Annotated in this window: 12 protein-coding genes; 9 read left to right on the top strand and 3 right to left on the bottom strand. The window is 68.9% G+C overall.

The features are described 5' to 3' along the window. Nucleotides 1-60: 60 nt before the first annotated feature. Nucleotides 61-1,074, top strand: a complete 1,014-nt coding sequence (locus tag AC07U4_RS17140) for a sensor histidine kinase (protein WP_495196254.1) — start codon at nt 61-63, stop codon at nt 1,072-1,074. Here AC07U4_RS17140 and AC07U4_RS17135 read toward each other — a convergent pair. Next, on the bottom strand, nt 1,071-2,849 hold the full coding sequence (locus AC07U4_RS17135) for an ABC-F family ATP-binding cassette domain-containing protein (RefSeq protein ID WP_495196253.1): 1,779 nt from the start codon (nt 2,847-2,849) through the stop codon (nt 1,071-1,073). The genes AC07U4_RS17140 and AC07U4_RS17135 overlap by 4 nt on opposite strands. 142 nt (nt 2,850-2,991) lie before the next feature. Here AC07U4_RS17135 and AC07U4_RS17130 point away from each other — a divergent pair, with 142 nt between their 5' ends. The 4 genes from AC07U4_RS17130 to AC07U4_RS17115 all read left to right on the top strand — a co-directional run bounded on the left by AC07U4_RS17130 (nt 2,992) and on the right by AC07U4_RS17115 (nt 6,288). Next, a complete protein-coding gene (locus AC07U4_RS17130) occupies nt 2,992-3,294 on the top strand; it encodes a hypothetical protein (protein ID WP_495189881.1) in 303 nt (100 codons plus the stop codon). Between the two features lie 10 nt (nt 3,295-3,304). Further along, nucleotides 3,305-3,970: a response regulator transcription factor gene (locus AC07U4_RS17125; protein WP_037533025.1), complete on the top strand. Its 666-nt coding sequence runs from the start codon at nt 3,305-3,307 to the stop codon at nt 3,968-3,970. 28 nt (nt 3,971-3,998) lie between these two features. After that, on the top strand, nt 3,999-5,390 hold the full coding sequence (locus tag AC07U4_RS17120; RefSeq protein ID WP_495196252.1) for a sensor histidine kinase: 1,392 nt from the start codon (nt 3,999-4,001) through the stop codon (nt 5,388-5,390). 220 nt (nt 5,391-5,610) lie between these two features. Then, entirely contained in the window at nt 5,611-6,288 is a 678-nt protein-coding gene (locus AC07U4_RS17115) for an HPP family protein (protein WP_495196251.1), read from the top strand. Here AC07U4_RS17115 and AC07U4_RS17110 read toward each other — a convergent pair. Both AC07U4_RS17110 and AC07U4_RS17105 read right to left on the bottom strand, forming a co-directional pair. After that, nucleotides 6,248-7,246 (bottom strand): LLM class flavin-dependent oxidoreductase, encoded by a 999-nt coding sequence (locus AC07U4_RS17110; protein ID WP_495196250.1) that lies wholly within the window; start codon nt 7,244-7,246, stop codon nt 6,248-6,250. The two genes, AC07U4_RS17115 and AC07U4_RS17110, sit on opposite strands and share 41 nt — an antisense overlap. 36 nt (nt 7,247-7,282) lie before the next feature. Then, entirely contained in the window at nt 7,283-9,640 is a 2,358-nt protein-coding gene (locus AC07U4_RS17105; protein ID WP_495196249.1) for a S8 family peptidase, read from the bottom strand. 113 nt (nt 9,641-9,753) lie between these two features. Here AC07U4_RS17105 and AC07U4_RS17100 point away from each other — a divergent pair, with 113 nt between their 5' ends. The 4 genes from AC07U4_RS17100 to AC07U4_RS17085 all read left to right on the top strand — a co-directional run bounded on the left by AC07U4_RS17100 (nt 9,754) and on the right by AC07U4_RS17085 (nt 17,885). Then, nucleotides 9,754-10,419: a pyrimidine 5'-nucleotidase gene (locus AC07U4_RS17100; protein ID WP_495196248.1), complete on the top strand. Its 666-nt coding sequence runs from the start codon at nt 9,754-9,756 to the stop codon at nt 10,417-10,419. After that, nucleotides 10,416-11,243: a 2,3,4,5-tetrahydropyridine-2,6-dicarboxylate N-succinyltransferase gene (gene dapD / locus AC07U4_RS17095; RefSeq protein WP_495196247.1), complete on the top strand. Its 828-nt coding sequence runs from the start codon at nt 10,416-10,418 to the stop codon at nt 11,241-11,243. Before AC07U4_RS17100 ends, dapD begins: the two co-directional genes overlap by 4 nt. Before the next feature lie 229 nt (nt 11,244-11,472). Continuing rightward, nucleotides 11,473-13,650 (top strand): autotransporter assembly complex protein TamA, encoded by a 2,178-nt coding sequence (locus tag AC07U4_RS17090; RefSeq protein ID WP_495196371.1) that lies wholly within the window; start codon nt 11,473-11,475, stop codon nt 13,648-13,650. Further along, nucleotides 13,650-17,885 carry a translocation/assembly module TamB domain-containing protein gene (locus tag AC07U4_RS17085; protein WP_495196246.1) on the top strand — a complete coding sequence of 1,412 codons (4,236 nt, stop codon included), beginning with the start codon at nt 13,650-13,652 and terminating at the stop codon, nt 17,883-17,885. The genes AC07U4_RS17090 and AC07U4_RS17085 overlap by 1 nt, the downstream gene beginning before the upstream one ends. The last annotated feature ends 4 nt before the right edge of the window (nt 17,886-17,889 follow it).

Genomic DNA, 17,889 nt, shown 5'->3' with positions numbered 1-17,889 from the left:
CTTTGTCAATCATGGGGCAAAGTGCTTGACAGCATAGAGCCGTAACGGCTCAGTCCGCGTGTGTCGCGGCTGAGTGAACTCGATCTGACTATACGCCTCGCGCCTGCGGTGCCGCGGGCCGTGACGCAGGTGTCGGTCGGGCTGTTCACCGCGGCGACCGCGATCTTGTTCTACACCGCGCTCGATCGATTGACCGTCGGGGATGGCGCGCCCTTCGCCTTGTGCTTTCCGGCGATGATGCTCGCGACCTTGTTCGCGCGCTGGCCAGCCGGCGCGCTCTCCGGATTGGTCGGCATCTTCTACGCCTGGGCCTATGCGTTTCCCGCCACCGCGGGGTTCCGCATCCCAGATCGCAATGCCGCGGTGACGCTCGGCTTCATCGTCGTCGCGGCGGTGATCACGGTCGCCACCGCCGAACTGTTCCGCCGTGCGGTTCGGCGCGCGACGATGGAGCGGGATCAGGAGATCGCCGATCGCGACCTGCTGCTGCAGGAGATCGACCATCGCATGAAGAACAATTTCGCGATCGTCACGTCGATCCTCGACATCCAGCGTCGCCGGTCCGACGGCGATGCGGCGGAGGCGCTCGGCGCCGCGCTCAACCGCGTCGAGAGCATCGCACGGGCCCACCGCCACCTGTACCGCGGCGCCGGGCAGGGCGATGCGGTGCAGATGCGCGGCTATCTCGGCGATCTCTGCTCGGCGCTGTCGGACGCGCTGCTGCTGCGCGGCGGCATCTCGCTGGTCTGTTCGAGCGACGAGGTCGAAGTGCCGCGCGACCGCGCGGTGTCGATCGGCCTCGTCGTCAACGAGCTGGTCACCAACGCCGCCAAACATGCCTTCGGCGGCCGGGCCGGCGGCACGATCACCGTCGGCTTCCGGCAGCGGCCCGGCGGCTGCACGCTGATCGTCAGCGACGACGGCGTCGGCATGCCCGCCGCCGCCGCGCCGACCGGCATCGACCACGGCCTGGGCTCGCGCCTCATCCCCGCGTTCGCGCGCCAGGCGGGCGGCACGCTCGCCACCGAGAAAGGCCCGGACGGCACCACGGTGACGATGGACCTGCCGGCCTAGCCGAGCCCCTCGACCTGTTCGGCGAGTTCCAGCCAGCGCATCTCGGCGGCGTCCTTCTCCTCCCGCGCCGCATCGATCGCCGCGGTCAGCGCGGCGAAGCGCTTGGGATCGCGCACGTATAGCGCGGGATCGGCGAGCAGCGCCTCGTCGCGCGCGATCGCCGCATCGATCGCCTCGATCCGCGCCGGCAGTTGGTCGTAGTCGCGCTGGTCCTTGTAGGTCAGCTTGGTCTTCGGCTGCGCCGGGGGAGGGGGGGCGGCCTTGGGTGCGGCGGCTTTCCTCGCCTCGGCGGGCTTCTTGCGCTGCCGCTCCCAATCCTCATAGCCGCCGGCGACGACATCGACCGTCCCGGAACCGTCGAGCCCCAGCGTCACCGTCACCGTCCGGTCGAGGAAGTCGCGATCGTGGCTGACGATCAGCACCGTGCCGCCGTAATCGGCGATCACCTCCTGCAACAGGTCGAGCGTCTCGAGATCAAGGTCGTTGGTCGGCTCGTCGAGCACCAGCAGGTTCGATTCGCGTGCGAACTCGCGCGCCAGCAGCAGCCGCGAGCGCTCGCCGCCCGACAGCGTGCCAACCTTCGCCTCCGCAAGGCTGGGATCGAACAGGAACTCCTTGAGATAGCCGTGGATATGCTTGCGCACGCCCAGCACGTCGATCCAGTCGCCGCCGTCCGCCAGCACCTCGCGCACCGTCTTGGTCGGCGCCATCAGGCTGCGCTGCTGGTCGATGATCACGCCGTCGAGCGTCTTGGCGAGCTTCACCTCGCCGTCGTCGGGCTGCAACTCGCCGGTCAGCAGCTTGAGCAGCGTCGTCTTGCCCGCGCCGTTGCGCCCGACGATGCCGATCCGGTCGCCGCGCGTCACGCGCAGGTTGAGGTCGCGGATGATGGTGCGGTCACCATAGCTCTTGGTGGCGTGCTTGACGTCGATGACCACCTTGGTCTTGCTGTCGTCGGACGCCGTGACGAGGTTCGCCGAGCCCTGCGGCCCCATCATCGCGGCGCGCTCGGCGCGCATGTCCTTGAGCTTGGCGAGCCGCCCCTGATTGCGCCGCCGCCGGCCGGTGACGCCGCGCTGCAACCAATGCTCCTCGATCTTGAGCTTGGCGTCGAGCCGCTGCGCGTTGCGCTCCTCTTCGGCATAGACCTGTTCGGTCCACGCCTCGAACCCGCCGAAGCCGATCTCGGCGCGGCGGATCGAGCCGCGGTCCATCCACAGGGTCTGCTTGGTCAGCCGGGTGAGGAAGGTACGATCGTGGCTGATGACGACGAACGCGCCGCGGAAGCGGCCCAGCCAGTCCTCCAGCCAGTCGATCGCGGCGATGTCGAGATGGTTGGTCGGCTCGTCGAGCAGCAGCACGTCGGGGTCCTGCGCCAGCGCGCGGACGATCGCCGCGCGCCGCCGCTCGCCGCCCGAAGCCGAGGTGGATTCGCGTGACAGGTCGATGCCGAGCTGGTCGGCGATCGCATCGGCCTCGTGCCGCTCGGGCGCATCGGTGCCGCCGAGCACGTAATCGGCGAGCGTTGCGCAGCCGGCGAGGCTCGGCTCCTGTTCGAGCAGCACGACGCGGGTGCCGGGCACGATGACGCGCCGGCCTTCGTCGCTGTCGATCAGCCCGCCGATCAGTTTGAGCAGGGTCGTCTTGCCCGCGCCGTTGCGCCCGATCAGCGCCAGCCGGTCGCGCGCGCCGATGTGGATGTCGAGGTGGCGGAACAGCCAGCCATGGCCCTGGATCACGCCAAGGTCTTCGTACGCAAGGATTGGGGCAGCCATGGCCGGCGCAGGTAGGGGGCCGGAGCGCCCGCGGCAAGCGCGCCCGCGCCCGTCACCGGGAACCAGCATCGCTCCCAATGCTTTGCGACTGCTCCATTCACAGGCTGTTCAATGCCTTCCGCCTATGCCAGTCCTCATGAAGATGGTCGTGCCCCTCATGTTATTCGCGATGGTCGCCGCAATGTCTCCCGCCGTCGCGCAGGCACCGGACCAGCGTCGCAGCGATCAGGCGCGCGCCTATGACGCCCGCCGCAAGGGCGAGGTGCTCTCGCCGCGCGCGATCGAGGCCCGCGTCATCCCGACGATGAAAGGCTATGAATATCTCGGCTTCGACCTCGATTTCAGCACCGCGGTTTACACGCTGAAATTCATGCGCGATGGCGTCGTCGTCTGGGTCGATGTCGATGGCCGCTCGGGCCAGATCATCGGCCGCACCGGAAATTAAGGGGGATCACATGCGCGTTCTGATCGTCGAGGACGAGCCGAATCTCGGCCAGCAGCTCAAGAACACCCTCGAAGGCGCGGGCTATGCCATCGATCTCGCCACCGACGGCGAGGAGGGGCATTTCCTCGGCTCGACCGAAAATTACGACGCGATCGTGCTCGACCTCGGCCTGCCGGAGATCGACGGGCTGACCGTGCTCGACCGCTGGCGCAAGGAGGGCAAGACGATGCCCGTCCTCGTCCTCACCGCGCGCGACAGCTGGTCGGACAAAGTGGCGGGGCTCGACGCCGGCGCCGACGATTACGTCGCCAAGCCGTTCCAGACCGAGGAGCTGATCGCCCGTCTGCGCGCGCTGATCCGCCGCGCCTCGGGTAATGCCTCGTCGGAGCTGACCGCGGGCGACGTCCGCCTCGACACCCGCTCGGGCAAGGTCACCAAGGCCGGCGAGCCGGTCAAGCTGACCGCGCAGGAATACAAGCTGCTCAGCTACCTGCTCCACCACAAGGGCAAGGTGGTCAGCCGCACCGAGCTGATCGAACATATCTACGATCAGGATTTCGATCGCGATTCGAACACGATCGAGGTGTTCGTGACGCGCATCCGCAAGAAGCTTGGACAGGACGTCATCACCACGATCCGCGGTCTCGGCTACAGCCTCGAAGATCCCGACGCCTGATCCGTCGATCGGATCGGGTCTTACCGTCATGGACACGCCACCGCTCGCCGAAGCCCCGCCGCGCCAACGTGCGGCGACGACGGGATCGCTGTCGCGGCGGATGATCCTGATTGCCGCGGCGTGGATCGGGCTGCTGTTGTTCGGAGGGGGTTTCGCGCTCGACCGCGTGCTTAGCAACGCGGTGACGAACAACTTCGATACGCAGATGCAGTACGTGCTGCGCTCGTTGCTGGCCTCTGCGATGATCGACCCGGAAGGCGATGTCTATTTCAGCCGTCAGGCTGCCGCTGATCAACGCTTCATCGAACCCAATTCCGGCCTTTACTGGCAGGTTTCGGCGCCGGGGGTATCGGTCCAGAACGCCTTTACCTCGCGGTCTCTTTGGGACCGCCGACTGGGGTTCGGTGGCAGTCACGATGACCGCAACGTCCACATTTACGACAGCAAGCAATTCCCCGACGAGACTTTGCGGATCGTCGAGCGGGACGCACAGATTCCCGGATCTAAGGTCCATTGGCGGTTCCAGGTCGCGCAGAGCCGCGGTGAACTCGACGCCCAGATCGCCGTTCTCCGCCGCACGCTGATTCGCAGCTTCGCGCTGCTCGGCCTCGGGCTGATCGTGCTCGTCTGGTTGCAGACCTTCTACGGCCTCTGGCCGCTGCGCCGGGTGCGCGACGAGATCGCACGGATGCGCGCCGGCCAGTCGAACCGCATCTCCACCGCGATGCCTGACGAGGTCGCGCCGATGGTCGAGGAATTGAACGCGCTGATCGAGCATAACGAACGCCAGGCGGAGGAGGCGCGGCGCCACGCCGGCAACCTTGCCCACGCGCTCAAGACGCCGCTCACCGTCATCATGAACGCCGCCACCGCGCAATCGGACGATCTCGCCGACACGGTGATCCGCGAGGCGCGGACGATGCGGCGGCAGGTCGACCATCACCTCGCCCGCGCCCGCGCCGTCGGCCGCCGCGGCTCGGCGCACAGCCGCGCCGAGGTGTGGCCGAGTGTCGAATCAGTCGAGCGCGCGGTCGGCCGGCTCTATCGGCACGTCCGCATCGATGTCACCGGACCCCGCGACCTGCAGGTCCATGTCGAGCGGCAGGATCTCGACGAGATGCTCGGCAATTTGATCGAGAATGCCGCCAAATACGGCGGTGGCAGCGTCTTCGTCACCGTTGGCGCCGAGGCCGGTTTCGTCGAACTGCTGATCGAGGACGACGGCTTGGGCATCCCCGAGGAAGACCGGGTGCGCATCTTCGACCGCGGCGTGCGGCTGGACACCGGCAAGCCGGGGACCGGGCTCGGTCTCGCGATCGTCCGCGACGTGGCGGAGATCTACGGCGGCACGGTCAGTCTCGAGGAAAGCGAGGATCTCGGCGGCCTGATGGTCCGCCTGCGCCTGCCCGCGGCGGGGTGAGGGACGCGGTTGATTCGTCCCCCGGACTGGTTCGCGATCGCTTAAAAACCCACCAGTGCCCCTGCTTTCGCAGGAGCACTGCGCTGATTTCCCGACGATGGGGGCTTTCGCATAGGCCCAGACGAGCCGAAGCCAGTCCGAGCCGATTCGGGTTCGTTCTTCCCAAACAGGATAAAGCGTCGGTCTTGCCACGATCGCCGCAGCCGCTACCGCGCGGCGCATGATCTTCCGTCCGATCCTCGCCGGCGCGGTGCTGCGCGACCGGCTGGTCGCCGGCGTCGGGGCGACGTTCGGCATCGCGCTGACCGGCATCCTCGCCGCCGTCCTCGCCGGAGAGGGATCGTTGCCGCTGCTGGTGGCGCCGATCGGGGCAAGTGCCGTGCTGGTCTTCGCCGTACCGGCGAGCCCGCTCGCGCAGCCCTGGCCGGTGATCGGCGGCAATCTGCTGTCGGCGCTATGGGGCCTGCTGGTCGCGCAATGCGTGGCCACGCCCGTCGCCGCGGCGGCCCTCGCGGTCGGCGGCGCGATCGTGGTGATGTCGCTGCTGCGCTGCCTGCATCCGCCGGGCGGCGCGGTCGCGCTCGGTGTCGTGCTCGCCGCCGGCCATCTGCCCGACAGCTGGCTGTACCCCTGGCTGCCGGTCGGGCTGGATTCGGCGCTGCTCATGCTCGCCGGCATGTTCTTCCATCGCCTGTCGCGTCATGCCTATCCGCATCGGCCCGCCGCGCCGGTGCCGACACCATCGCCGTTCGCGGCGGCGGACATCGACGCCGCGCTCGCCGGGATGCACGAGAGCTTCGACATCGCGCGCGAAGACCTCGACGCGCTGCTCGACGCGGCGGCGCGGCACGCCGCGCTCAGGCGGGAACGGTCAGCCCGCTCATCACCTCGGCGGTGATCGCCAGACTGCGCTTGCGCGCCTCGTGATCGTAGATCGCGCTGGCGACCATCACCTCGTCGACCCCGGTTCGTTCGATAAACGCCGCGGTCTGCCGTGCCACCGTCGCCGGCGAGCCCACCGCGGAACATTGCAGCACATGGTCGAGGATCGACGCTCCCTGCGCGCCGAGCCCGGCACGATAGCCGGCGACCGGCGGCGGCAGCTGGCGCGGGTTGCCGGTGCGCAGCGCGACGAACGACTGCTGCTGCGAGCTCGCCAGCAATTCCGCTTCCTCGTCGGTTTCGGCGGCGAAGACGTTGAAGCCCGCCATCGCATGCGGCTTGGCGAGCTGCGCCGAGGGGCGGAAGTCGCGGCGGTAGATCGCCAGCGCCGCATCGAGCGCATCCGGCGCGAAATGCGACGCGAAGGCATAGGGCAGGCCCAGCGCCGCGGCGAGCTGCGCGCCGAAGGTGCTCGATCCCAGGATCCACAGCGGCACGTTCGCGCCCGCGCCCGGCGTCGCGGCGATGCCGGTCCGGCCGTCGTCGGCGAAATAGCTCTGCAGCTCCATCACGTCCTGCGGGAAGGCGTTGGGATCGGTCTCCAGCGTCCGCCGCATCGCGCGCGCGACGCGCTGGTCCGATCCCGGCGCCCGGCCGAGCCCGAGGTCGATCCGGCCGGGGAACAGCGCGTCGAGCGTACCGAACTGCTCGGCGATCACCAGCGGGGCGTGGTTGGGCAGCATGATGCCGCCGGCACCGACGCGGATGCGGCTGGTCGCGGCGGCGATATGGCCGATCACCACCGCGGTGGCGGCGCTGGCGATGCCCCGCATGCCGTGATGCTCGGCCACCCAATAGCGCTGGTAGCCCAGCGTCTCGGCGTGCCGCGCGAGGTCGGCGGCATTGGCCAGCGATTGCGCCACGGTGCCGCCTTCGACGACGGGCACCAGATCGAGCAGGGAGAAGCGTGTCATGCCGCAGCAGATGGGGACGCGCCTCCGTTGCTGCAATCAGAAGCCGATCGTGTAGCGCAGCGCTCCGCCGACGTCCGCGGGCAGGGCGGCGTAATTGCCCGGGTCGCGCCGCCAGAACAGATTGGTCTGGAGATCGCCGCGGCCGAGCAGCACACGATAGCGCGCCTCAACGTCAACTTCGCGGCCCTGCGGCGCCAGGTTGAGCCGCTGCATCGTCCAGTCGGTGACGGTCAGCGTCGCATAATCGTAATTGGTCGGCAGGCGATAATCGATGCCGCCGCGCGCGACGCGCAGCGGCTGCGCGATCCGCAGGCCGAAGCTGTCGCGGCCGAACACGCCGTCCTTGCCGACATCCGCGGCGAAGGCGGCGGTGGTCAGCCGCCCGCTGCCGGCCATGCCGCCGCGCAGCGCCGCGTCGGTCCAGCCGTGCCGCCACGATCCGCCCAGCGTCCAGCCCGCACCCATCGTCCAGCGGGCATCCATATCGACGAACCAGCTCCGTGCCCGCGCCGCGCCGAGCCCGCCGTCGAACCGGGCGCCAAGCAACGTGTCCGCCTCGCGCAGGTTGCTCAGCGACAGCGTCGTCGCCAGCCCGCCCCAGCGTTTGTCCGCCATCACGGTCACCCGGTCGTAGCCGGAGCGGCGATACGGGCTCAGCCCGGCGAGCAGCGCGTCGCGTCGCGCGGTGACGTCGCCGGTCTCGATCGTCGCGGTCAGGCCGACGCCGCCCACCTCCTGGCGCAGCGCGCCGGCGGAGCGGGCGATGCCGTCGAAGCCGAGGCCATTCTGTCCCGCGACGAGGAAGGCGGGCTGCGTCTGCCCGGCGATCTGCGCGCCGATCATGCCGCTGGCCTGTGAAAAGGCGAAGCCGAAGCGCGTCTTCTCGCCAAGCCGCTGCGTCACCGCGCCGGCGATGGCGCGCGCCGTCGTCGCCTGCGTGTCGGTCATCATGCTGCGCTGGAGCGCGATATCGCCGTTCGCCCGCGGCGCCAGCGTCAGCGAGACGGTCATGTCGCCGGTCGCCATCGCGAGGTTGCGCTGGCGGTTCTGCAATACGCCGGCAAGCACCGGCTGCGGCCCGGCGCGGTCGATCGTACCGGCGAGATCGATCGCGAAGGCGCGGTTGTAGCTGTCGAGGATGACGGCGCCGAGAGATCCGACGGTCGCATCGCCCATCGGCGCCGACAGCGTCGCGTTGCTGGCGAGCGATACGCCGATGTGCGAACCGGCGACGCTGGTGGTGCCGACCGGCTGGAACGCCTTAGTGAGGTCGAGCACGCCATTGCCGTAGACGCTGTCGACCCCCGCTGCGCCGACGTCGCGCGCGGTGCGGAACAGCAGGTCGACGATCTGCGCACCGCTGAGGTTCGGAAACGCCTGCGCGAGCAGCGCGATCGCGCCGGAGATCTGCGGCGCGGCGAAGGAGGTGCCCGACCAGAGATAGGCCGCGCCGCTCTGGTTGGGCGCGCGGACCTTCTCGCCGACGGCGGTCAGATAATGCGCGGCGCCCGTCCCGGCCTTGTCGCTGAAGGAGGAGATGACGTCGTTGGTGCCGACCGAGCCGGCGACGATCACCAGATTGCGTGCCGCGGCACTGCTGGCGACCGAGGTGAAGGCGTCGGGATTGTCGCTGCCGTCGTTGCCCGCGGCGATGACGACGATGATGCCGCGTGCGGTGGCGCGGCCGATCGCGTCGATCAGCGATTGCGGCATCGTCGTGCCGCCGAGCGACAAATTGATGACGCGCGCGCCGGCGGCCCGTGCCGCGTCGACGCCCTTGGTGATCGCATCGGTGCCGAACTTGCAGCCGGTATCGCCGCCGGCGTCGCCGCTCGACGCGCAGGAGCCCGGACGATCGGCGCGTAGCACGGTGAGCGTCGCATCGAAGGCGACGCCCTGCGATCCCGTGCCGTTGCGCCGGCCCGCCGCGGCGAAGGCGACCGCGGTCCCATGGCCGCCTTCGTCGGCGATCGACGCATTGCCGGCGACATCCTGCGACGCGCTCGACAGTCGTCCGCTGAATTCCTGGCTTTGCAGGTCGATGCCGCTGTCGATCACCGCAAGGTTGATGCCGGCCCCGGTCGCGCCCTTGTTGTAGGCGGCCAGCGCGTTCATCGACACCGCGCCGACCGCGGCACGATATTCGGGCGTGTCGTTGCTGGTCATCGCGGAGGCGGACGGCGGGGACGACGTGGGCGCCGGAGTCGGTGCCGGGGTCGGCGACGGCGTCGGGGCGGGCGCGGGAGTCGGCGTCACGATCGGCGTCGGTGTCGGCGCCGGCGTCTGCGCGGTCGGCGGTGCCGGAACACTGTTCACCCCGCCGCCACCGCAGGCAGCGAGAAACAGCGGCGCCGCCAGGGCGGCGCCGCCCGTCAACCAAGTCTTTGTCGTCATTACCTGCCCGCCCTGATTCGCTTTGTGTCTATAACGGACATAAGCGGCGAAAGTTAAACGAAAATGTTTGGCTTGCTTGTACCCGTTGCCGCCGCCGCCTAGACGCCGCGGCCATGGACCCCCGGCTCGCCCCGATCGATACGTGGATTTTCGATCTCGACAACACGCTGTATCCGGCGCGCGCCAACCTGTTCGCGCGGATCGATCACCGCATGACCGACTATGTCGCGCGGCTGCTCGATCTGCCGTGGGATGCGGCGCGGGTGGTGCAGAAGGACTATTTCCACCGCCACGGCACGACGCTGACCGGGCTGATGGCGGATCACGACGTCGATCCGCACGACTTCCTCGCCGAGGTCCACGATATCGAGATGGACGTGCTCGAACGGGATGCGCCGCTCGCCGCGGCGATCGCCAGCCTGCCGGGGCGCAAGCTCGTCTTCACCAACGGCGACAAACCCTATGCGCTGAAAGTGCTCGACCGACTCGGCCTCGGCGAGGCGTTCGAGGCGATCCACGACATCCACGCGATGGACCTCGTCCCCAAGCCGCATCCCTCGGCCTATGCGAACCTGTGCGCGCGACTGGCGATCGAGCCGACCCGCGCGGTGTTCTTCGAGGACATGGCGCGCAATCTCGCGCCCGCCAAGGCGATCGGCATGACCACCGTCTGGATCGACAACGGCTCCGAACAGGGACCCGAACAGGGCCGCGATTTCATCGACTTCATCGTCCACGATCTCGCGTCGTGGCTGCAGCATATCATGGAGGCATCATGAGCCAGGATCTGTCCACCGTCATCGACACCGCATGGGAGGATCGCGCGTCGCTCGGCTTCGCCACCACCGGCGAGGTCCGGCTCGCGGTCGATCGCGCGCTGGCGCTGCTCGATGCGGGCGAGGCGCGCGTAGCCGAGCCCGACGGCGCGGGTGGGTGGCGCGTCAATCAGTGGCTCAAGAAGGCGGTGCTGCTCAGCTTCCGCCTCAACGACAATGTGCTGATCGACAACGATCCGGGCGCCGGTCATTGGTTCGACAAGGTGCCGTCCAAGTTCAGCGGCTGGAGCGAGGCCGAATTCCGTGCTGCCGGCTTCCGCGCGGTGCCGGGCAGCGTCGTACGCCGCGGCGCCTATGTCGCCCCCGGCGCGATCCTGATGCCAAGCTTCGTCAACATCGGCGCACACGTCGGCGAGGGGACGATGGTCGACACCTGGGCGACCGTCGGCAGCTGCGCGCAGATCGGCAGGAACGTCCACCTTTCGGGCGGCGCCGGCATCGGCGGCGTGCTCGAGCCGTTGCAGGCCGACCCCGTCATCATCGGCGACGGCGCGTTCATCGGCGCCCGCTCCGAAGTGGCGGAAGGGGTCCGCGTCGGCGAGGGCGCGGTCCTGTCGATGGGCGTCTATCTCGGCGCCTCGACCAAGATCATCGACCGCGCCACCGGCGAAATCTTCAAGGGCGAAGTGCCGCCTTATGCGGTCGTCGTCCCCGGCACGACCGGCGGCAGCGACGGCAAGCCCGGCCTCTATTGTGCGGTGATCGTCAAGCGCGTCGACGCGCAGACCCGCAGCAAGACCAGCATCAACGACCTGCTGCGCGACTGAGGCGGAGCGATCGCCTCCATCCCCGGTCACCCCGGCACAAGGCCGGGGCGACTGAGCGGGGGGCACGCATCGGACGCCAACCCCTTGGAACGGAAGTCGAAGCCCGATCATCGGCACCTATTTTCCTGTTGCGGTGCAACCGACGCGGCTGCGGAACGTTGTCGGTAGGCTTGGGGGTGGATTCGAACGCGAACGCTCTCGCAAAGGGGAACGGGAACGCGTGCGAGTTCTGACCGGACGACAGTATTGGCTGGCCATCGCCTTGGTCGCTGCGGCGCCGACGGCGGCGCAATTCAACCAGCAGCAAGGCACCGCTCCTGCGCGCGGTCCCGATGGCCCGAAGACCGATCCGCAGACCGTCGGTTCCCCGACCGACGCCAATGCGCCGATCGTCCCCGACAGCGAATTCAACGCCAGCCTGCCGCCACTGACCGGCGACATCAACGCCCCGCTTGAACCGATGCCGGCGCAGCAGGCCGGCACGCCGACCGCGAGCACGCCGGCGGTCCCCGCGACGACGCAACCGCTCGTCGCCGCCGACGGCACGTTGCCCCCCGCCGCCGCCGAGAACCCCGAACTCGCGCAGCCGCTCCAGCCGCTCAACACCTTCGATACCGCGCCGTTGCAGACCGCCGCCGACATCAAGGACAAGGACGCGCCCGAGATCCGGTACGATACGGAACTCAAGGGGCTCGAAAAGCTCGATCTCGCCGGCCAGTTCAATAGCCTGTCCGCCCTCAAGGAAGGCAAGGGCAAGGCCGCCAACGCGACGCAGGTGGCCGCCCGCGCCCGCGAGGACGAGGCGCTCGCGGTGCGGCTGATGAAGTCGCTCGGCTATTATGACGCGACCGCGATCTCGCTGATCGAGACGCCGGCCAGCACCGACCCGAACAAGCCCGGCCGTCTGAAGGCGACGGTCACCGGCACGCCCGGTCGCCTCTATCGCCTGTCGTCGGTCAAGGTCGACACGCAGCCGGTCGTCCCGGCGGACCTCGTCACCCGCAACCTGCCGTTGCGCGTCGGCGATCCGATCGAGGCGGCGCGCATCCAGGGCGCCGAGGCGAACGTCAGTCTCGTCCTGCCGCAACAGGGCTATCCCTTCGTCAAGGTCGGCGAGCGCGACATCCTGCTCGACGACCAGGCCGAACAGGCGACCGGTGCCTATACGCTGCCGGTCGATACCGGTCCGCGATCCAGTTTCGGCCAGCTCGTCACCACCGGCGATCCGGTGTTCGGCGTCGATCATCTCAACGTCTTCCCGCGCTTCAAGAGCGGCGACCTCTACGACAGCCGCAAGACCGACGATCTGCGCGACGCGCTGGTCGCCACCGGCCTGTTCCGCAGCGTAGCGGTCGAGCCGCAGCGCACCGGCCGCACCAATGCCGACGGCACCGAGGCGATCGACCTGCTCGTCCGCCAGACCGAAGGGCCGCCGCGCAGCCTCGCCGGCAGCGCCGGTTATTCGACCGGGCAGGGCTTCAAGGCCGAGGGCAGCTGGACGCACCGCAACCTGTTCCCGCCGGAGGGCGCGCTGATCGGCACCGTCGTCGCCGGTACGCAGGAACAGGGCCTGTCGGGCACCTTCCGCCGCTCCAACGCGGGCCAACGCGACAAGACCTTCACCGCGATCGCGAGCGCGGTCCACCAGAGCTACGACGCGTTCGATGCTTTCACGGGTACGCTGTCGGCGCGCTGGAGCCGCGTCTCGACGCCGATCTGGCAGAAGCGCTTCACTTATTACTACGGCGGCGAGCTCGTCGGCACGAACGAGAGTGTCTACGACTTCGCACGCGGCGACACCGTCCGCCGGACCTACGGCATCGTCGCTCTGCCCGGCCAGGTCGAATGGGACACGTCGGACAGCCTGCTCAACCCGACGCGCGGCTATCGCCTGCGCCTCAACCTCAGCCCGGAAGGCTCGGTCAACGGCGGGGTGCGGCCGTATGTGCGCACGATGATCGAAGGCACGGTCTATTATCCGATCTCGTCCAGCCTCGTGATCGCCGGCCGCGCCAAGGCCGGCTCGATTCAGGGCATCGATCGCGACGATCTGGCGCCGTCGCGCCGCTATTATGGCGGCGGCGGCGGTTCGGTGCGCGGTTACGGCTATCAGCGACTCGGGCCGCTCGATCCGCAGGGCAATCCGGTCGGCGGACGTAGCCTCAACGAATTCGCACTGGAAGCGCGCTATCGCTTCGGCAATTTCGGCATCGTGCCGTTCCTCGATGCCGGCAACAGCTATGAATCGAGCCTGCCCAAGGGCTCGGATCTGAAGTTCGGCGCCGGTATCGGCGGCCGCTTCTACACCAATTTCGGGCCGATGCGGATCGACGTGGCGACACCGCTCAATCCGCGGCCGGGCGACGGCAAGGTCGCGCTCTACATCTCGATCGGGCAGGCATTCTGATGGCGCAGCCCGATTACGAAACGACCGACGCCCCGGCCGTGACCAAGCGTCCGCTGTGGCAGAGCGTCCTGAAATGGCTGCTGATCGCCGTGCTCGGCCTCGTCGTGCTCGTCGGCGTGGTGGTGCTCGGCATCAACACCGATCCGGGCCGCCGCTTCGTCGCCAACCGGATCGGCGGCTATACCACCGCCTCGGGCCTCAACATCAAGGTCGGGCGGATCGACGGTTCGCTCTACGGCCAGATGGTGCTGTCCGACGTCCGCGTCGCCGACCCCAAGGGTGTCTTCCTGACCAGTCCGAAGCTCAGCGTCGACTGGCGGCCGTTCGCCTTCGCCAGCAACCATGTCGACGTGCGCAGTCTCTCGATCGACCTCGTCACGCTCGCGCGCAAGCCCGAGCTCAAGCAGACGCCGAGCGACCCCAACGCGCCGCTGCTCCCGGATCTCGACATCGACGTCAACCGGCTGCACGTCGGCCGGCTGGTGATCGCTAAGCCGGTGACCGGTCAGACACATATCGTCCGCCTCGACGGCGCGGTGCATATCGCCGACCGCCGCGCGCAGCTCGTCACCGACGCCGCCGCGCTCAAGGGGGCAGGGGTCGCCGGCGGCGACACGCTGCATCTCAAGCTCGATGCCGTTCCCGACCAGAACAAGCTCGACGTCAATCTGAAGCTCGACGCGCCGGTCGGCGGCGTCGTCGCGACGATGGGCTCGCTCAAGGCGCCGCTGACCGCGACGGTCCACGGCCGTGGCAGCTGGAAGGCGTGGCAGGGCCGTGCGCTCGCCACGCTTGGCGGCGGGCAACTCGCCGATATCAACGTCAACGCGCGCGACGGCCATATCGAGCTGCGCGGCTTCGCCACCCCCGGTCTCTACATGCAGGGCCCGGTCGAGCGACTGACCGCCCCGCGGCTCGATCTGGCGATCGACACCACGCTCAACGATCGCAAGGCCGATACCCGGCTGCGGCTGAAGTCGGCCGCGCTGGCGGTCGACGCCGGCGGCTTGATCGACCTCGCCAACAGCAGGTTCGGCAATTTCGCGGTCGATGCGCGACTGCTCACCCCAGGCGCGATCGCCCCCAACGTCCGCGGCCGCGACGTGATGGCGCGCGTCGTGCTCGACGGCGCTTTCGCGACGCCGACGGTGAACTACAAGATCAACGCCGCCGCTCTGGGCTTCGGCACGACGACGGTCGAGAACGTCTATGCCGAGGGGCTGGCGCGGGTGAACAGCGACCGCATCCTCGTGCCGGTCAATGCCCGCGCGCGCCGCGTCACCGGGCTCAATGCCGCGGTCGGCGGGTTGACGAACAACGTCCGCATCCAGGGCGATTTCGCCATTTCGATGCCCAATATCCTGTCCGACAATCTGCGCATCCGCTCGGACAATATCGACGCCACCGCGATCGTCGTCGCCAATACCGCGACCGGCCGCTACACCGGCGCGCTCAAGGGCCGCGTCAACAATTATCGGCTCCAGAGCATCGGCATCCTCGATCTGTCGACCGATGCCAAGCTCGTCCCCGGCGCGCGCGGCGGCTTCGGCATCACCGGCCGCGTCGTCGCGCAGACCAGGCAGCTGTTCAACAACGGCGTCCGCGACTTCCTTGGCGGCAATGCGGTGGTGCGCAGCGACATCGGCTACAGCCCCGAAGGCATCGTCACCTTCGCCAATCTGCGGATGAACGCGCCGCAATTCCGCATCACCCGCGGCGAGGGCAGGTTCGATCCGGCAAGCGGCGCGGTGGCGGTGTCCGCCGATGCTTATTCGACGCAATATGGTCCGCTCACCGCGCGTGTCACCGGCAGCGCGGATGCGCCCGTCGTCGTGCTGCGCGCATCCAAGCCGGGTGTCGGCGTCGGTCTCGTCGATCTCAACGCCCGCGTCGTCGGCCGCGGCGGCGCCTATGCGGTCACCGCGAGCGGCGGCACCAATTACGGGCCGTTCACCGCCGACGTGCTGGTCCGGCCGAGCCCGCGCCTTACCGTCGACGTCAATCGCCTCGTCTTTGCCGGCATCGTCGGAAGTGGCCGGGTCGCCGCCACGCCGGCGGGCCCGTTTGCCGGCGCGCTGCAATTCGCCGGCCGCGGCATCACCGGCAACGTCCGTCTCGCCGATCAGGGCGGCAGCCAGCGTGCCGACGTCGCCGCACGCGCCTATAACGCCACCATCCCCGGTTATGCCGACTTCACCATCGGCCGCGCGATCGTCAACGCCAGCGTCGTGATGACGCCCAAGGCACCGCAGGTGGTCGCCGACGTCCAGGTCGCCGACACGCGCTACAATGCCTTCGTCATCCAGGCGATGCGCGCCAAGGTGAACTATGTCGGCGGTCGCGGCACCGCGCAGGCGCTGCTCACCGGCTCCAGCGGCGTGCCGCTGCGTGTCGCGCTCAACGCCCGCCTGTCGCCCGACGATTATCTGATCGCCGCGCAGGGGCAGGCGAACAACATCCCGTTCCGCACCGTCAATCCGGCGCACGTCACCAAGGCGGGCGGCAGCTATCGCCTCGCCGCGACGCGGATCGACTTCGGCCAGGGCGCGACCGCCGGCTCGACGCGCATCGCCGGGTCGTTCGGCGGCGGCGTCACCTCGGCGCAGGCGCGGCTCGACCGGCTCAATCTGTCGATGCTGTCGGCGTTCGTCCCCAATCTCGGCGTGTCGGGCGCGGTCACCGGCAGCCTCGACTATCGCCAGCAGGGCGCGTCGATTCCGCAGGCGGACGCCCGCGTCACCATCGCCGGTTTCCAGCGCACCGGCCTCGCCGCGGTATCCGAGCCCGTCGACGTCCAGTTCGTCGGCCGGCTCGTACCCGACGGCGGCGAGGCGCGCGCGCTGGTCAAGCGGGGACCGACCACCGTCGGCCGCTTGCTCGCCACGCTGCGGCCGCTGCCGCCGGGTGCGGGCTCGTGGATGACGCGGCTGATGCAGGCGCCGCTGTCCGGCGGCATCCGCTACAACGGTCCGTCGGGCGTGCTGTTCAGTCTCGCCGCGCTGCCCAACCAGCAGCTTAGCGGACCGATTGCGGTCGCCGCCGATTTCTCCGGCCGGGTCGCCGCGCCGCAGCTCAACGGCCTGATCCGCGCCGACAATCTCACCTACGACAACGAAACCTACGGGACCCGCCTGTCGAAGATGAAGATCGCCGCCCGCTTCACCAACGATCGCCTCGAACTGACCAGCATGTCGGCGCGTGCCGGCAACGGCACCGTCCAGGCACAGGGCAGCGTCGGCCTCGCCGCGGCGAGCGGCTTCCCGATCGACCTGCGTGCCAAGCTCGACAATGCGCAGCTCGCCAAGAGCGATGCCCTGTCGGCGACCACCTCGGGCGACATCCGCTTCACTTACGGACGTGACGGTGGCCTGTTGCAGGGCAACCTCAACATCCCCGAGGCGCGCTACGAGATCATCCGTCAGGGCTCTGCCGAGGTTCCCGAACTCACCGGCATCCGCCGCAAGAGCCAGATCGTGACGCCGCGGCCGACCGACCGGCCCAAGCCGGCGCCGGTCAGCCTGATCAAGCTCGACCTCACCGTCCGCGCCGCCAACCAGTTGTTCGTGTCGGGCATGGGCCTCGAGTCCGAGTGGGAGATGAACCTCAAGGTCGGCGGTACCTCGGTGGCGCCGGTCATCACCGGAGGGCTGGATCTGGTGCGCGGCACCTACTCCTTCGCGGGTAAGCGCTTCGACGTCACGCGCGGCACGATCCGCTTCCGTGGCGGCCAGCTCACCGATCCGGACATCAACATCCAGGCCTCGACGACGGTCAACGGCATCACCGCGGTGATCGCGATCACCGGCACCGGTCAGCGCCCGCAGATCGCCTTCACCTCGACCCCGGCGCTGCCGCAGGACGAAGTGCTCAGCCGCCTGCTGTTCGGCACCAACCCCGAGAACCTCTCGGCGACCGAGGCACTGCAATTGGCCAGCGCGCTCAACTCGCTGCGCGGCTCGGGTGGCGGCGGGCTCAACCCGCTCGGCAAGCTGCGTTCGGCGACCGGGTTCGACCGGCTGCGCGTGCTCGGCGCCGACGAGGCGAGCGGTCGCGGTACCAGCCTGGCGGCGGGCAAATACCTGACCGACAACATCTACGTCGAGATCGTCACCGACGCGCGCGGCTATACCGCGACGCAGCTCGAGATCGCGCTCACCAAGGCGTTGAGCCTGCTCACCTCGACCGGCTCGGCCGGCGGATCGGACGCCCGCCTCAAATATTCGAAGGATTATTGAGGGG

This window comes from Sphingomonas sp. GW821-FHT02B09 (assembly GCF_059421875.1).
The sequence above is the reverse complement of the archived record's forward strand: the minus strand, read 5'-3'. Positions and strand labels throughout refer to the sequence as shown.

Excerpts from the sequence above, each read along its gene's own strand:
- AC07U4_RS17135 (WP_495196253.1), bottom strand. The coding sequence starts at position 2,849 with ATGGCTGCCCCAATCCTTGCGTACGAAGACCTTGGCGTGATCCAGGGC.
- AC07U4_RS17130 (WP_495189881.1), top strand. The coding sequence starts at position 2,992 with ATGGTCGTGCCCCTCATGTTATTCGCGATGGTCGCCGCAATGTCTCCC.
- AC07U4_RS17125 (WP_037533025.1), top strand. The coding sequence starts at position 3,305 with ATGCGCGTTCTGATCGTCGAGGACGAGCCGAATCTCGGCCAGCAGCTC.
- AC07U4_RS17120 (WP_495196252.1), top strand. The coding sequence starts at position 3,999 with ATGGACACGCCACCGCTCGCCGAAGCCCCGCCGCGCCAACGTGCGGCG.
- AC07U4_RS17115 (WP_495196251.1), top strand. The coding sequence starts at position 5,611 with ATGATCTTCCGTCCGATCCTCGCCGGCGCGGTGCTGCGCGACCGGCTG.
- AC07U4_RS17110 (WP_495196250.1), bottom strand. The coding sequence starts at position 7,246 with ATGACACGCTTCTCCCTGCTCGATCTGGTGCCCGTCGTCGAAGGCGGC.
- AC07U4_RS17105 (WP_495196249.1), bottom strand. The coding sequence starts at position 9,640 with ATGACGACAAAGACTTGGTTGACGGGCGGCGCCGCCCTGGCGGCGCCG.
- AC07U4_RS17100 (WP_495196248.1), top strand. The coding sequence starts at position 9,754 with ATGGACCCCCGGCTCGCCCCGATCGATACGTGGATTTTCGATCTCGAC.
- dapD (WP_495196247.1), top strand. The coding sequence starts at position 10,416 with ATGAGCCAGGATCTGTCCACCGTCATCGACACCGCATGGGAGGATCGC.
- AC07U4_RS17085 (WP_495196246.1), top strand. The coding sequence starts at position 13,650 with ATGGCGCAGCCCGATTACGAAACGACCGACGCCCCGGCCGTGACCAAG.